Below are 13,972 nucleotides of genomic sequence, written 5' to 3'. Positions count from 1 at the left end.
GTATGATTATTGTTTATCTTTTGCTAAAGGAGACACAATTCGATCAAAACCATTCAGGTCTATTTTTCCGATCCATTCCAAATAAGCAACCATGGCCGCTGCTTCTTCCTCTGGCATTTCATAGGCAACCATTTTTCTCCCATTTGGGGCCCAGGGTACTGGGGATTGAAGAATGGCTTTGATGAGAGGGGCACCCCTTCTGTCAATCACTTTAGTCAATTCCGGGGCATAATACCCTCCCTCTCCCAGTATGGAATGGCACCCCATACAATTATTGGTTTCCCAAAGGTGTTTTCCTTTGATTACATCATCGGTGATGGCCAGGTGGTTTGTTTGGTCATTTCCCGGGGCTAAGGAGTAAATCGTTAATCCAATAAAGATCAGAAAGGTTACTACCGTTCCTCCAAAGAAAAATGTCCGTGCCTGTGATTTAGATAGCATTTGAATAGAATTTTAGGTTTAAATAAGATAATAATACCCTTTTATCTTTTTTTGAATAAAAGTAATTATGGAAAGTTAAAAACAAGGGGATGAAATCTTTTTTTTTATAAAACCTGACTACAATCATGATTTATTAAAATTTCGACATTGGAAAAGGCTCTTGATATCATCATCAGGGAGCCATATCCGGAGAAACTGCAGGAAGTAATCCTGAAAATCAACCAAGCAGATTTTGAAGCAAAAAATGGCTTCGTATTGAAGAGATCACCCCTCAAAATAGCTGAACCTAAAAACCGTCAATTTTCACTAATACGTCACAATTTGAAAAAAACTACATTGGCAAAGGAACCCAGGTAAAGGACCTCAACATCATCCGGGTTTCCATCTCGAAAGAAACACTGGAGGAAGTTCTAAAGGACCATCTGGTCGACTATGATGGCAAAGAATAACTGGTATTTGAAGTCGCCTCGCTGAAAGAGCCGGATCAATTTGGAAAAACCCATCCGGCCTATATCAGCAAAAAGGTAGCTGGTCCGAAAGGGGTGAAGGCCAGGAAATCGAAAACCTGATAAATAGTCCTCCGGGCTTTTTTAGTTCTTTTCAGGCAATATTTAAGATTGTATTGCATATCATCCCGGGACTGGTAAAAAAACGGTCAAATAGACAGAGTTTGGCCAATCAGGGACAAAAAATCATTTTCCCTATCGTGTTTTTGAAAACTTTATGAGATACTTTGGTTTGGTAGAGGTGAAATACGAGGATGAGCTTTGGAAGAACAACCTTTCCGTTTTAAAAACAGATCTCTTTTGTAAACTGATCAGCGTTGAAAAGCCTAAGTAAAAATGATTAACTTAGGCTTTGCCATTAACAGAAGAACCTCAATCAATCCAAAAGGTGTCACAGATCATTCGTTGCCGGTAATGAAAATTACAGATTTGAAAGGTGAAACTAAGGCTGTGTTGGTAAATTATGCCTGCCATGCAGTTACCCTGGGTCCCTTGAATAATGGCGTTCATGGGGATTGGGTAGGGGAAGCACCACTTCAGATAGAAGAAAACTTACCTGCCGGGGCCATGGCCATGATGGTCATAGGCTGTGATGCCGACCAGAATTCCTCCCCCGAATGAATACTAATCATCCGGAGATGGATTTGGTTTATGCTAAAGACCAGAGGAAACAGATTGCTGAGGAGGTCAATCGATTGCTGACAATTCACGACTGGAAAGCCATCCGGCAGCTGCCGGATGGCAAAATGAAATATGTGGAATTAACCTTTGCCAGAATGCCCGATCCTAAAAAATTAGCAGCAGATGCCAAAGGGTCGGGCAGGACGAGTAATTACTCACTTCTATTATTGGGTAGAATAGCAAGAAGCGGGGATATTCCCGAGAAAATCGATTATCCGATCCAGGTGTGGGACTTTGGGAAAGACCTGGTAATGATTTTTCTGGCTTTTTAACTGATTTTGCCTGGATTCGCTCCACGTTTCTCCAATGTAATTTCCTGCAATGGAATTTGCCTATGCCAAAATGGCCAAAGGAAAGTTCAATTTATAGCATGGTTTTTGAGTGTGATTCATTGATTATAAATGACCCATAGTGCCCTTACGCAGAGCAATTGCCTTCTTTAGTTTGTTTTTCATTTTGGTTACTACTGTCGGTATACTATCCATATGGAATGTGAAAAACATGAATGCCACACAGGATGCCATCAGCAGAACCAACAGGGTATTTTATGAACTGGAACAGATCAATTCGGATTATAAGGAATTATCCATAACAGTAAGGTCCTATGTCATCACCGGGGATTCGATGGATTTGAGGCACAGAGATACGATCAAGTCCAGGATTGAAGCCAGCACCGATTTTCTTGAAACCACTTTACTGGACAGTCTTTCTCTCGCCTATCTTGATGCTTTGACCGAGGCATTGAATACCAGGAATGAGACCTTTGGTGAGGAGGTAATTAAATTGAGAAAGGAAAGGGGTTTCCGGGAAGCCCAGGCGTTCTATTCTGAAAATGATGATCAGGAGCTGATAGTCCGAAACATCCCCAACCTTACTCAAAATATCAAAGGAAGACTGGCGGTTTTGCTTGATGAACGGGTCAAGTTGTCGGAATTAAATGCCAAAAAAACGGTTTATGTCATTGTCCTGGGAACACTCATTTCTCTGGGGCTCGTGTTTTTTGTAATTTTTATTTTTATACAGGACCAAAAAAAAATCAGTTTGCACCTGAATGAAATTGAGCAAAAAAAGGCAGAACTGCAGGTGTTGACCAACCAATTGCAAAGTCACAATGCAAGACCTTTGAATTTTTCTCACCTTACTTCCCATAATTTAAGGTCTCCGGTAAATAACCTGAATTCCTTGCTTCATCTGTATAAAGAATCTCAGGAACCTTCAGAAAAGAGCCTGTTTTTTGGTCATATAGAAACCGTAACCCGACACCTGGCTGAGACTTTAAACGAACTCATGGAAGCACTAAAAATTCAGGAGGAAAATGCTATTGATCGGGAATGGCTGGATTTTGAGGAAATTTTTCAGAAAACAATAGAAACATTTTCTGCTGATATATTAATGAGTGGAGCCCTGGTTACCCGTGATTATGCCAAAGTAAAAAAGGTGGAATACAATCGGTCCTATTTGGAAAGTATTATGCTGAACTTGCTCTCCAATGCCATTAAATATAAAGCACATGACAGGGTTCCCCAAGTCCATTTTGAAACGTTTATTTCAGGGGGAAGTATTGGATTAACAGTCAGGGATAATGGCCAGGGAATTGATTTGGAAAAATACGGCGAGAAATTATTTGGTTTGAACAATACTTTTCATGGGCATGCCGAAGGAAAAGGCGTAGGGCTTTACCTTATCAAAACCCAATTGGCATCTCAGGGAGGAAGTATCAGCACAAAAAGTGTGGTAGGGGAGGGGTCTGAATTTAAGGTGGTTCTTTTTTAATTGACTGACGCGTCCTAAAAAAAGTTTACAGATTATTGTGTAAATACTGCTGTAGGTATACAATTTTATATAGTCCTGCAATGAGTTACAGGTGTAGGATTTTCTCGGTAATAATTTTTCCATGGTGAAGGAGTTTATGGGGACCAGGAACACCTCCGGAAATAGTTTCCGGGCGGATATTGCTTTATTTTTCGCCGGGTTTTCCCGAGTAAAAGGTGTATTTATTTTGGTAAGTAATGGCCTCGCCAGGCGATAGTGTCAGGCGAATGTAGGGTTCGGCGCAGTACGCTGATGGGTTGGCCCAAAATACCATCTTTTCCAACGGTTTATTTCCCTGTACCCTCACACCAGCACCGGTTTTAGTGTTTTCGAGCGAAAACTGGTGCTCATCCGGGCTATTACCAAAACCGGGCAGCCCACTACTGTATACTTGCTCACCTTTATTAAATTTTCGGTTAAAACTGAGTACGCCTTCTTTGATGTCAGCCAGGGTGCCAAATCCTCGCGAATTTCCCTCCTCACCCGTACTCATACGGACATCTGCGGGGAATGTAAATTGAATATTGGGTCCTGTAGGTTCCCCGTCCAAAACAAAGAAATGATGGTTATACGTTGTGGTGTTGATGGTTTTTGTACCGGTGTTTTTTAGTCGATAGGAGAGCAACATCTCTGGTTTTCCCGCTACTAATTTTACGGTTTTGGTATAGCGATAGCCATAGCCGGAATCATCCTGAAGGTCGTGGGTGAACTCAATCCGATCTTCAAAGGGCGTGACGGTCCATTTTCCCGGGTTGGTTATGTCATAGGTAAACATGAACCTGTATCCGTTTTCGTCCACTTTGCGTAGACCGCCTACGCCAATTTTCACAAAGGTTTCTCCTGGACGAGCTTCTTCATATCCCAGCGGGCCAAATTCATCGACAGGACCCATGATGGCATCGTTTATTTTTGGATCATAGGTTTCGAACCATTGCCCAAAATATTCATGTCCATTGTATTTCAGGCTTGAAATCACTCCTGACCAATCAAACCTGGAGGCTCGGTAATACCCCTTCTCAGGATCAGGCAGGTAGAGGCGTGCACTCAGCAGCCCATTGGTAATTTTTGCTTCCGGGGGAACATTTTTTAACGTAAAACCAATCCCTACCAGAGCAAGGATGAGGACGATAGGCTTGATGTTGATGTTTTTTTTCATTTGACAGTAGATTAATTCGTTACTTATGGACGGAAGTCCTATATATTTCCTCCAATTTTTGCTCCCTTCACGCTCCTGTGGCGATCATGATAGGACAAGTTGCTGTCCCTCTACATTATAACATGTACCCTCCTTCAGAAATCCGATACATCCGGTGGAGTGGAGTATACCGGAAGTTTTATCGAATGCTATAGAGGTCAATATGGTGATTTTCGAGCAGTATCTAGTTTCACGGATACTACTCGAAAAGTCTCGAATAGGCAGATAAACACCAGATGATACGAGGTATGAAACGTCGTGCGCCGAGTATAGGCTGGTTCTTAATAATGGGTATGATTTACCACATTAGATTTCAAATAGTCTTTATTCACCTTTTTATCGACTCCGTTTTGCGCACTTTTTGATCCATAGATCCTCAAAAAGCCACTCTCAATGGTAATCACTTCTTCCGATCCGTCTCCTAAAAAATCGAACATATGAAAAACTCCGTCGGGGAAATATAGCTCGCCTTTACCCTGATCGTTTATCCGAAATTTATACCAAAACAATTCTTGTTTACCATTGCCTTTCCAGTCGCCCAACACAAAATCCGGATTGCCGTTTATAGGTTGTCCGGGCCATTTTTTTATTAACTCTCCACTATTGCTAAACCAATACAGTTGGCTCGATAAATAGGGCTCGCCTATTGATCGGTTGCCATACGTACGGGCGCCAGCCACGATCTGTGGAGCCGGCTCTCCCTTTAAAAAGTCACCTACCTGAATCTGCTGTGTGTGTTCCGCCACATTCTGCCAAATAATCTCACCGGTCATGCCTTCGTATATAAAGACGCCAGTTTCGCTGTTTGCCGTAGCGATATCTATTTTGCCATCGCCATTTATATCAGTGAATTTGTAGCTGTCAGCATGATCGTGGTTGTCTGGCATTAGCTCAAAGCGATCCCACACTTCTTGGCCTTTGGCATCCAATAACAGGGATCCTACCAACACCTCATCAATACCATCATCATTAAGATCGACCGGATAAATATAGTGACCAAGATTGTCCTTTTTTCTTATTTCGGTATGTTTCCACAATTGCTTCAAAGAAGCATCGTACGCGCAAATGGTAATGGTTCCACCATAATCGGTGAAAACAGCGATTTCATTTGGTGCTCCGGGAGTAAGTTTAGCAATGGCAAGCCTGAAATTATTATACTTATGAGGCAGTTCTGCAGTTGGCCAAAGCACTTTGTTTTTGATTTCTCCGTTTTCTCCATCCGCCATTACCAGCCATTCTTTGTTATCAGGTGTCATACGCCAATGTACCACTTCCGACTTCCCATCCCCATCAAAATCCCAGATCACTCCGGGGGCTTCAAATTCAGAACGTTCTTTACTGTAACGTTCGGGTGCCTTCCAACTCCATAATTCCGAACCATGATGATCAAACATGCGGGTCGTATAATCTCGCTCGAAAACCAAAAAGTCTGTTTTTCCATCACCTGTTACATCGCCAAACTTTACGGCATTGGAATAAGGGATTTCATATTCCTGCAAGAGTTTAACATCCGGATGTAACTGCTGTTTCTTTATTTCTTCTTCATCCAAATCTTCAGCGGTTGTTAGCACCATGACATCAAAAACGCTCCCAGGCTCAATACGGGTTATCTTCACATCATTTCTTCCCGCTTTCAGCGTAAACACGCCCCCTTTCTTCCACTGCCAGTTTTCGGTTTCCCCAAACTTTGCATCCGTTACCTCATCATTAATAGCGACTTTGAAAGAACCCTCTTGTTTGCTTCCACTACTTCTGACAAATAGATTATACGTTCCCGCAACAGCTACCTCAAGGGGCAACATAAGGTTCGTTTTTGAATTTAGAATTAAACCAGTGTTGTTATAAAGCCAGGTAGGGCGAGGGCCCCAGGGAGAAGTGATTTGATTACCTTTGGGGATCTCTTCCAAAAATGAAGACGCCGGGATAATAATTTGCCGGGCTTGTAATGCCTGCGTGGAAAAGAGCCATGCGCCAAGGGCGGATAAGAAGATGATTTTCATTCTCATACTAGTTTGGTTATCGGGTTTACAAATATAGACAGTTTTTCATCTTCCTTACGGTAGGTGGATCATTGATAAACATTTTCACTCCACTCAATTGGTACGAGATGATTTATTTTAAGCTTACACATAACAACTGATGCCAGACAACCAACTGTAACTGACCTCTCTCTTCCACCATAATAAAAGTACCGATTTTGGAAAAGATGGATTCACTGGACCAAATCAATGACGCACCAATTTATGGGCTATTTTTCCACATGCATCCGAATTGACTATCTGAAATGTTTCAAGGAACTTCGACATAATAGGAGGTGAATAACTAAAACGATTTATTCCGTTCCTCCTTGTGCTTAGTGAAAAACTCCCCCGCGCATCATTCATTTAGCCCTCCAGTGCCAGGAGTTTTAAAGTCGGTAAGCATATTATGAAATCTTTTAATCTATTATCAGAACCCACCGAGATGCTTTACAAACAGGGGAAATCGGCCATGGCAGACTACCATCTCATCGCTGCGATTGCCAACATTCCCGTGGACAAAGCCAAGGAAATACTTGTTCGGGCTGATAACAGATTGGCAGAATTGGCCAAATGGGATATGGAAAGGTGGCTCAAAATAGCGGGCATCGGATATACCCGGGCCACCGCATTGGTGACTCCCTGTGAATTGGGAAGAAGAAGGATGGTTGAACAACGGGGTAAAAGAATTAAAATCGACTGTTCCCAGGATGTGTACAATTGTATGAAACCGTATCTCTTTGATGAAGTTGTGGAGCACTTTTACATCGTATTGTTGAACCGGAATAACCAGGTGGTCAAGCTACATAAAATCAGTTCAGGAGGAACACACGGTACTTTGGCGGATCCCAAGTTGATCTTCAAAAAAGCATTGGACTACCTTGCCTCGGGATTGATCCTGGTGCATAATCATCCTTCCGGGAATCTTAACCCTTCCGAATCGGACAAGAAGCTTACACAGCGGCTGATAGAAGTCGGAAAAAGCCTGGAAATACCGGTTCTGGATCATCTGATGTTTACAGATGCCTCCTACCTTAGTTTTGCAGATGAAGGCCTGATATAGGCCTTCATTTTTAAACAAGTGAATGGGATTTTAGTTTTGATAAATCTCATTCACTTTGTTCCAAATTCCACTCATCTGCTGGTTAAAGTACTTTAAATAGCATTCAGAAACATGATCCTTAAATATTTTCACTTTTTTATCTTCCGCCTTGCAGATTTTGGCGTTAAGAATTCCGGGCAGTGCGGTGGGAAGAACAGAGGCATGTTTGACAAGGGGTTTGAGTGAAATATGAATCTTTTATGGAGTAATTTTAAAACCCCGAGGAGTTTGCCTATGTGTGGGTGGTGCCCGGAATTTAGCCAAAAGATGCACAGCGGCGGGATTTTTTGGTTACTTTTTTGGCCTGTAGCAAAAAAGTGACAAGGTAAGTAATGGAAAGATGCCAAATTTGCCCAAAACCAGGTGTGCTATTTATCAGATACTAAATGAAGATTGAAAATTGGGTCATTTAATAAAAATATCAAAAAACACCTATCGCCCACTTACCCAACACAACCAATAAAGTAGGCGTACAGCTAATAGCAATAGCCTTCCCTAATCCCACCTCAAATTCATGCCCTAACAAAATGGCAAAAAACAGGTAAAACCCCAACCAGAAAATATAACTCAGCTCCTCCATATCCGACAGTCCCAATCCGAGGAAGGAAGGTTGGTGAAATATTTCAGAAAGCGTTCCGCCGTCTTCGATTCCATCCAACACCAACAGGTAAATCAGGCAGTTGAGGATAATGGGGATGAATGATGTGGTAATGGCAAAGGCAAGCTTCTTGGGATTGATTTTTTCATCTAGCAGGGTAAACATCAGTCCGGATGTCAGGATGTAAAACACCAAAAGCATCAAGGGAACAAAAAGGGCGATCAGGTTGCTTATCCCACGGAACAACCTGAACAGTTCCAAGCTTTCCAGTTCACCGGACTGGAGGGCATAGGACCGGCTGGAAATCCAGTAGAACAGGATGGAAAGGGTAAATAGAATGATATAAGGCAGGTGTTTTTTCATCCGGAGAAACTGACAGATACTTCCATAACAGCCGCTAATAAAAGGATGACCAGGGAAGTGGCCGACAAAATCAGAAACTTTTGGTAGTCAAATACAGGACCTCTTCCAAGAACGAATTTGTTGAAAAGGTATAAAGCCAGGTAAAACCCGAGTGAACCCGAAAGAATGATGGCCACGATTTCGATGGCATGGGGGAGCAGGTGTCTTATAATTAAGGCAAACGAAAAATTATCCCCTGCCACAGATAGGGCATAACCCAATACGACACCATTGTGGAAAGTATTCAGCAAGGAAATGGCACCCAGGGAAAAACCACCACCTATATTGATCAGGGCGACCGATATATTGTTCCCGGCAATGGAACAGAACAACTTTGATTTGGAATCAGCCATCATTGCTACCGGAGGCTTGGCTTCCGATAGGCTAAAATCAAAATCAGAATCCATATAATACCCTACCAGCAGCCCTGTAAGGTAGACGGCGGCAGCTGATAGGGTAAGGGGTTTAGCGTTCATGACTCACTACATACCGGCAGTGGCTCCTGCGATCATCCCTCCGGCAGGGCCTGCCACCATACCAACGCCAAAGCCCCATGCGGCGGCATCTATCAGGCCAATGGCATTGATGGCCAATCCAGCTTCAGCCGAAGCACCTCTTCGTGCGGCCAGGTAACTAATACCCGCCCAAACTTCTCCTTCTTTAGGCGCGGCTTGTTCTACGCTTCCCATTGCATAACTGGCACAAATGGCAATCAGGATAAGCAGACTTTTCATTTTAGTTTTCATAGTTGTTTTGTTTTAGTGAATGAATCAAATTAAAAAGGAAATGGCTTTTGAAAATTTGGTATTGTAATAGAGATATAGGGATACCAGACCAAATGCGGTGAGGGCATGGACGAATCCGACCAGGAATGCCATCACAAAATCTTCGTGCAGGTAGAATACAATTTGTTCGGGTACCACAAACGACAAAAATCCGATCACATAGCCCCAGGTGAAGGATTTGGTTTTCTGCGGAACCACAGCACCTCCGCACCTGGGACAGGCAAAGGCATGATCGTTTTTTACCTTCAAGATTACCCTAAAAGGCAGCTTTTTGTCACAATGCGGGCAGGTAAACGATTCTTTTTTCTCCATAATTCTCAATCAGGACCGGTGGACTCTAAGACCCCGAACTTTATTTGTGTTGAAATATAAAACGATTGTTTCTATTTTCTAAACAATAATATAGAAAATAAACCTATTTTCAAAACAGTTATTTGATTTTTAGTAACAAAAGTATCGGTTAGCTAAATTGATGTATTCTAAAACGATACATCCATGACAGATTTGGGCTTGTATTTAGCCAAAAGGACGGTAAACAAGGCAGAAGTTTCCAGGCGCACGGGCATCAGCAAATCCCGCCTCACCCAGCTAACCTCTAACGATTCCGCCAAACTCCGTGCCGACGAACTTTACCTAATCGCCCTGGCCATCAATGTGGATCCCGGGGAGATGTTTAAAGAGTTGTTTGGGGGGTTGGGGTTGAGGGATAGAGACTAATTTCTCTAACTTTTCGAAGGACTTGGCGTTATGCATTATTCGAAATGGAAAGATGAAGCATAAAGGAGCAAAGTTCATTTAAGGGATCATCACAGGTGTATTGGAATAGCCTAATTTGGGTATCATTTTTAAGTTTGGTAATTCATCATTGGTCAAGAAAATTTAAACCTATTATTGCCAAAATTATTAATTTCGCTTATAAAGTCCTGGTTTTTAAGCCTGTTATAAGCAATTCCCATAGATATTACTTAGAATTAGCTTTAAAGGAAACCGGGAATGGGCTCATTAAGTATATTTCTGTGCGGATTTAATGGTTTGAATTTTTCAAATAAGAATTTTTTTCTAAAAAATTGATTAAAGATTGGCCCTAAAAATTTGATCTTAAAAACCAAAAATACAACATTCTTATAATTTAATTTGAAATTTATTAATATTCCTTTATTTAATAAAATTTTAAAATTTTAATGATCCTATTGAATTTTGTATGAGAAATTTTTCTTTTTGAAATGCTTTGTTAGCTTTGTTAAATATCTTGGTGATTAATTTGAAGGTAAGTGTTTTTGACTTTGAATCCGCAAAAATTTGTTTTGCATTGGGTTTTTTTAGTTAAATCCTTTTTTATTGAAATTATTTACTGTTTTTTAAGCAGAAAAGATTTGAGTATATATATTCCCTTCATTAAAAGTATTTTTATAGGTATTTACTTAGTTTCTATTTGTAATTGTAAAGTTTAATTATATACTTGAAAATATGAATTTATAATTCATTTGATATTATTTCAAATATATTGATAGGAGAAAAGACTAATAGCAATTTTCTATTAGAATAAATTATTTTTTAAAATGATTTAAATATGTTTAAAAATTATTTTTTTTAATTGAATGTAAAGTGGAGATATTTAAAAATTTTATATTTTTTTACTGAGCTTATATTTTCATTTTTAAAAATTAACTCAAAACTCAGTTCGAGATATATTTATTAATTATTTAATCTATTTATAATCCATTATGATAAAATACCAAATTAAAAAGAAGGAAGTCACTATTTCAGATACCTGTATTAGCTATGGTAAAGAAAGTTTACGATTTGATGAAATAATTGATTTCGAATTTTCTCATTCCTATTTTAATTTTTCCGGAGGTATTGAATTAAATTTAATAGGGAAGAAGAATAGGTTGTTGATTTACGTATCTGCAAGTAATTCAGTTTTGCAAAGAAAAAGTACAACTAAAAATGTAAATAAAGTTGAAGAAATAGCGAATTATATTCTTCCAATAGCTATAAATGGATTTGTTAAGGATAAATATTCAGAATTAGAAAATGGAGGGATTGTAAAAATTTGGAAACTAACTTTCGAAAAAGATACAGTAAAAATGCGTCCACGGTCTTCATTTTGGACAAAAGTTATTGAGGTTAAGTATTCAAGAGGTACAGTAATTTATGAAAATCAAGGGATAGGTATTTTTGGTTCCAGTGGGTCTGGTAGTTGTTTTTATCTAAATGATTTATACGAAAATGAATTTTATAAATATTCAAATAGTGCTTCAGCCCAACCTACTCAAGGTGAATTTCTTAAGATTGAAGGACTATTTGATTTTATGAAAAGTATTTCTGTAAAAAATAGTGAAAGCAAAATTAATTTAGATTTTCTAAAATAGATTTTTTCGAATTTATAAAACTATAATGTTGAATAAAATAACACACGAAGAGGTGATTCGCCTAATTGAAAGTAAAAATATATCTGACCAAAATGTTAGATTAATTGCATCAAAATATGTTGTAGGGCAATCATTAGTCCAGTATATCGGCAATTTTAAGATATCTGAAATTTATCTGGTCCATTATCTCGAATCTAAAAATTTAATTCGAATAATAAATAGTTTTCTGTTAGTAATGAAATTAAATGATAATTATCATCATTTTTACCAATCCAAAGAAGTTAAAATGTTACTTAATATTGTTGGTACAAGTAAAGAAATAAATAAACTTTCAGAAGTTCAAATTAATTTTGCTTTGTTCAATAATTTAATAAAATATGCATTATCTATTACTGATAATGGAGATAGAATGGATTCTAAAGCTAAATTTTATGGAAAACTTCCAACAAGGTTTCTTTCCTTTCGTCAAGATAAAGCAGATGCTTGGTTAGATCATTTTTGTGATTACCTTCTTCAGTATGCAAGTAATATTAAATATTATACCGATTCTCAAAATACAATAAATTATGTGTTAACAAATATTTGTTTTTACTTGATAAATTTTCGGCCTAACACATATTACATAAAAGATAGTGATAGTGACATAAACTCAACAGTAAATAGAATTATTAGTGAATTGTATGATAGCGTTAATTCCTAATTTATTTTATATGCTTTTTGAATTCGATAATAATTATATTTTTACTAGGATGATATCAAAATTTTATATATAATATAAATATTTATATAATATGGAAAATAAAAGAAATCGAATTAAAGAGCTGACCTTAGAACAAGTCCTAGGTATCAAACATAACCATGCAAAAGATTTATTTAAGTTAGGGTATTATAAAATAATTGACATAATGGCATTTGATGCAGAAGGTTATGGACCATATTTACCCGAACGTTTTCAAGCTACCGCTTATTTCAGAAAATCCCCCAATGAAGAATATTCTAATGAAATTGAACAATTAGATAGACTAAATCCTTTACTTAATTTAGTTGCGAAACATAATTTAGTTGAAATTGGTATGGGTAAGCCTCAAAAGTCACTAGATTATTTTCAAAAGATCGCAGCGATAGGTGAAATAAGAATTATTGAAATAACGAGAGGTGAAAGTTATGAAATTGAATGGGAATTGATTCCTTTTTGATTATTTCCTTGGTAATTATTGTTTATATTTGGATATTTCCTTCCGGTCATGTCTGAATTTAGGAGGCGACTGAAATATTCTGCTCAGGATTTACTACAATTCCCTAAAGAGTTAGATCATTAAACGGACCTTAATTTAATATTCACAGAGCAAAATTTATAATATTTGACAACGGTAAATTATAATTGGTTTACATCCTTTTTTTATCCATTCGTAAAATAAATCAATCATTTATGATTTGAGCAATTATATCGACGTCTTTCCTGAGCTTTTCCACCATCTCAACAACGTAATCGAATATTTCATCCGCCATCTGTTGAATGCTTTCTCCGGAATCAATAAAATTTGATATTTTATGAAATTTTCCTTTGTATTGAAGTTGAGAAGTATTTTGAGGTGGCCACCTTTTGGCATTTTTCGGATAAATGGAGGTTATTTCATCCCAAGTTTTTTGATCAACAGGATTAAAAAGCATCGTTGGTACCATACCTTCCATTAAGGATGGGTTGCCTTGGAACAAAATTTTCAGATCGAAAGGCCAATTACTTTTTCGTAAAAAAAATCCCCAATAGCGAGAATCTATTGTACTTGCATCTAATTGATTTTCCCATTCAGGGTTTGGGTAGTTTACAGACAATTTATTTGTAATAGCTCCGATATTATCTGACAGTTGGGTAAATTTAGACCGCGTTTTCTTAAGGGGTATTACTCCCAAAATGATTGTAAGATAAGGGGCTTTTAACGGCCCCTTGCTCATTTCGGTCGGCCGGGATATTCCTGACAGGTTGGTCGCCACCAGAGCCTGTTTCCGCTTCGCCCGGCATGGGTAAAGTTACGACTTTTTCATGAATCAAGTCCAGC

The 13,972-nt window shown here is 38.6% G+C and carries 16 protein-coding genes; 8 read left to right on the top strand and 8 right to left on the bottom strand.

The annotated features are described in order from the left end of the window. Window positions 1-6 precede the first annotated feature (6 nt). A complete protein-coding gene (locus GKS34_RS19785; RefSeq protein ID WP_163386721.1) occupies window positions 7-441 on the bottom strand; it encodes a c-type cytochrome in 435 nt (144 codons plus the stop codon). A gap of 842 nt (window positions 442-1,283) precedes the next feature. On the opposite strand from GKS34_RS19785, the gene GKS34_RS19780 reads away from it, so the two are divergent. The 3 genes from GKS34_RS19780 (at window position 1,284) to GKS34_RS19770 (ending at window position 3,401) form a co-directional block, all read left to right on the top strand. Continuing rightward, window positions 1,284-1,568, top strand: coding sequence for a hypothetical protein (locus tag GKS34_RS19780; RefSeq protein ID WP_163386720.1), 285 nt, complete (start codon window positions 1,284-1,286; stop codon window positions 1,566-1,568). After that, window positions 1,565-1,900 carry a hypothetical protein gene (locus GKS34_RS19775; RefSeq protein WP_163386719.1) on the top strand — a complete coding sequence of 112 codons (336 nt, stop codon included), beginning with the start codon at window positions 1,565-1,567 and terminating at the stop codon, window positions 1,898-1,900. Before GKS34_RS19780 ends, GKS34_RS19775 begins: the two co-directional genes overlap by 4 nt. Before the next feature lie 229 nt (window positions 1,901-2,129). Then, entirely contained in the window at window positions 2,130-3,401 is a 1,272-nt protein-coding gene (locus tag GKS34_RS19770; protein WP_163386718.1) for a sensor histidine kinase, read from the top strand. Window positions 3,402-3,585: 184 nt separating this feature from the next. On the opposite strand, the gene GKS34_RS19765 is transcribed toward GKS34_RS19770, so the two are convergent. Both GKS34_RS19765 and GKS34_RS19760 read right to left on the bottom strand, forming a co-directional pair. Beyond that, a complete protein-coding gene (locus GKS34_RS19765) occupies window positions 3,586-4,596 on the bottom strand; it encodes a hypothetical protein (protein ID WP_163386717.1) in 1,011 nt (336 codons plus the stop codon). Between the two features lie 320 nt (window positions 4,597-4,916). After that, complete coding sequence (locus tag GKS34_RS19760; protein ID WP_205602113.1) at window positions 4,917-6,635, bottom strand: hypothetical protein; 1,719 nt, start codon at window positions 6,633-6,635, stop codon at window positions 4,917-4,919. Between the two features lie 427 nt (window positions 6,636-7,062). Here GKS34_RS19760 and GKS34_RS19755 point away from each other — a divergent pair, with 427 nt between their 5' ends. Next, window positions 7,063-7,716 carry a JAB domain-containing protein gene (locus tag GKS34_RS19755; protein WP_240459378.1) on the top strand — a complete coding sequence of 218 codons (654 nt, stop codon included), beginning with the start codon at window positions 7,063-7,065 and terminating at the stop codon, window positions 7,714-7,716. Between the two features lie 460 nt (window positions 7,717-8,176). Here the strand turns inward: GKS34_RS19755 and GKS34_RS19750 are convergent, their stop codons facing one another. The 4 genes from GKS34_RS19750 to GKS34_RS19735 are packed head-to-tail and all read right to left on the bottom strand — an operon-like array spanning window position 8,177 to window position 9,852. Next, entirely contained in the window at window positions 8,177-8,716 is a 540-nt protein-coding gene (locus tag GKS34_RS19750) for a hypothetical protein (RefSeq protein ID WP_163386715.1), read from the bottom strand. Further along, window positions 8,713-9,231, bottom strand: coding sequence for a stage II sporulation protein M (locus tag GKS34_RS19745; RefSeq protein WP_163386714.1), 519 nt, complete (start codon window positions 9,229-9,231; stop codon window positions 8,713-8,715). Before GKS34_RS19745 ends, GKS34_RS19750 begins: the two co-directional genes overlap by 4 nt. Window positions 9,232-9,237: 6 nt before the next feature. Beyond that, entirely contained in the window at window positions 9,238-9,501 is a 264-nt protein-coding gene (locus GKS34_RS19740) for a hypothetical protein (protein ID WP_163386713.1), read from the bottom strand. A gap of 24 nt (window positions 9,502-9,525) precedes the next feature. Continuing rightward, window positions 9,526-9,852: a hypothetical protein gene (locus tag GKS34_RS19735; protein ID WP_163386712.1), complete on the bottom strand. Its 327-nt coding sequence runs from the start codon at window positions 9,850-9,852 to the stop codon at window positions 9,526-9,528. Window positions 9,853-10,035: 183 nt separating this feature from the next. On the opposite strand from GKS34_RS19735, the gene GKS34_RS19730 reads away from it, so the two are divergent. From GKS34_RS19730 to GKS34_RS19715, 4 genes are all read left to right on the top strand, one after another. Beyond that, window positions 10,036-10,257 (top strand): helix-turn-helix domain-containing protein, encoded by a 222-nt coding sequence (locus GKS34_RS19730; RefSeq protein WP_163386711.1) that lies wholly within the window; start codon window positions 10,036-10,038, stop codon window positions 10,255-10,257. A 1,007-nt stretch (window positions 10,258-11,264) separates the two neighbouring features. Beyond that, window positions 11,265-11,915 carry a hypothetical protein gene (locus tag GKS34_RS19725; RefSeq protein ID WP_163386710.1) on the top strand — a complete coding sequence of 217 codons (651 nt, stop codon included), beginning with the start codon at window positions 11,265-11,267 and terminating at the stop codon, window positions 11,913-11,915. Window positions 11,916-11,940: 25 nt separating this feature from the next. Beyond that, the gene (locus GKS34_RS19720; RefSeq protein ID WP_163386709.1) at window positions 11,941-12,615 is read left to right on the top strand and encodes a hypothetical protein; all 675 of its coding nucleotides are present in this window, start codon (window positions 11,941-11,943) and stop codon (window positions 12,613-12,615) included. 91 nt (window positions 12,616-12,706) lie between these two features. Continuing rightward, window positions 12,707-13,111, top strand: coding sequence for a hypothetical protein (locus GKS34_RS19715; RefSeq protein ID WP_163386708.1), 405 nt, complete (start codon window positions 12,707-12,709; stop codon window positions 13,109-13,111). 223 nt (window positions 13,112-13,334) lie between these two features. On the opposite strand, the gene GKS34_RS19710 is transcribed toward GKS34_RS19715, so the two are convergent. Further along, window positions 13,335-13,826, bottom strand: coding sequence for a hypothetical protein (locus tag GKS34_RS19710; protein ID WP_205602112.1), 492 nt, complete (start codon window positions 13,824-13,826; stop codon window positions 13,335-13,337). Window positions 13,827-13,972: the final 146 nt, after the last annotated feature.

It is taken from the genome of Cyclobacterium jeungdonense (genome assembly GCF_010994275.1).
GTDB lineage: Bacteria > Bacteroidota > Bacteroidia > Cytophagales > Cyclobacteriaceae > Cyclobacterium > Cyclobacterium jeungdonense.
The sequence above is the reverse complement of the archived record's forward strand: the minus strand, read 5'-3'. Positions and strand labels throughout refer to the sequence as shown.

Bases quoted from the DNA above. Each gene is read 5' to 3' on its own strand.
- GKS34_RS19785 (WP_163386721.1), bottom strand. From the start codon at position 441: ATGCTATCTAAATCACAGGCACGGACATTTTTCTTTGGAGGAACGGTA.
- GKS34_RS19780 (WP_163386720.1), top strand. From the start codon at position 1,284: ATGATTAACTTAGGCTTTGCCATTAACAGAAGAACCTCAATCAATCCA.
- GKS34_RS19775 (WP_163386719.1), top strand. From the start codon at position 1,565: ATGAATACTAATCATCCGGAGATGGATTTGGTTTATGCTAAAGACCAG.
- GKS34_RS19770 (WP_163386718.1), top strand. From the start codon at position 2,130: ATGAATGCCACACAGGATGCCATCAGCAGAACCAACAGGGTATTTTAT.
- GKS34_RS19765 (WP_163386717.1), bottom strand. From the start codon at position 4,596: ATGAAAAAAAACATCAACATCAAGCCTATCGTCCTCATCCTTGCTCTG.
- GKS34_RS19760 (WP_205602113.1), bottom strand. From the start codon at position 6,635: ATGAAAATCATCTTCTTATCCGCCCTTGGCGCATGGCTCTTTTCCACG.
- GKS34_RS19755 (WP_240459378.1), top strand. From the start codon at position 7,063: ATGAAATCTTTTAATCTATTATCAGAACCCACCGAGATGCTTTACAAA.
- GKS34_RS19750 (WP_163386715.1), bottom strand. From the start codon at position 8,716: ATGAAAAAACACCTGCCTTATATCATTCTATTTACCCTTTCCATCCTG.
- GKS34_RS19745 (WP_163386714.1), bottom strand. From the start codon at position 9,231: ATGAACGCTAAACCCCTTACCCTATCAGCTGCCGCCGTCTACCTTACA.
- GKS34_RS19740 (WP_163386713.1), bottom strand. From the start codon at position 9,501: ATGAAAACTAAAATGAAAAGTCTGCTTATCCTGATTGCCATTTGTGCC.
- GKS34_RS19735 (WP_163386712.1), bottom strand. From the start codon at position 9,852: ATGGAGAAAAAAGAATCGTTTACCTGCCCGCATTGTGACAAAAAGCTG.
- GKS34_RS19730 (WP_163386711.1), top strand. From the start codon at position 10,036: ATGACAGATTTGGGCTTGTATTTAGCCAAAAGGACGGTAAACAAGGCA.
- GKS34_RS19725 (WP_163386710.1), top strand. From the start codon at position 11,265: ATGATAAAATACCAAATTAAAAAGAAGGAAGTCACTATTTCAGATACC.
- GKS34_RS19720 (WP_163386709.1), top strand. From the start codon at position 11,941: ATGTTGAATAAAATAACACACGAAGAGGTGATTCGCCTAATTGAAAGT.
- GKS34_RS19715 (WP_163386708.1), top strand. From the start codon at position 12,707: ATGGAAAATAAAAGAAATCGAATTAAAGAGCTGACCTTAGAACAAGTC.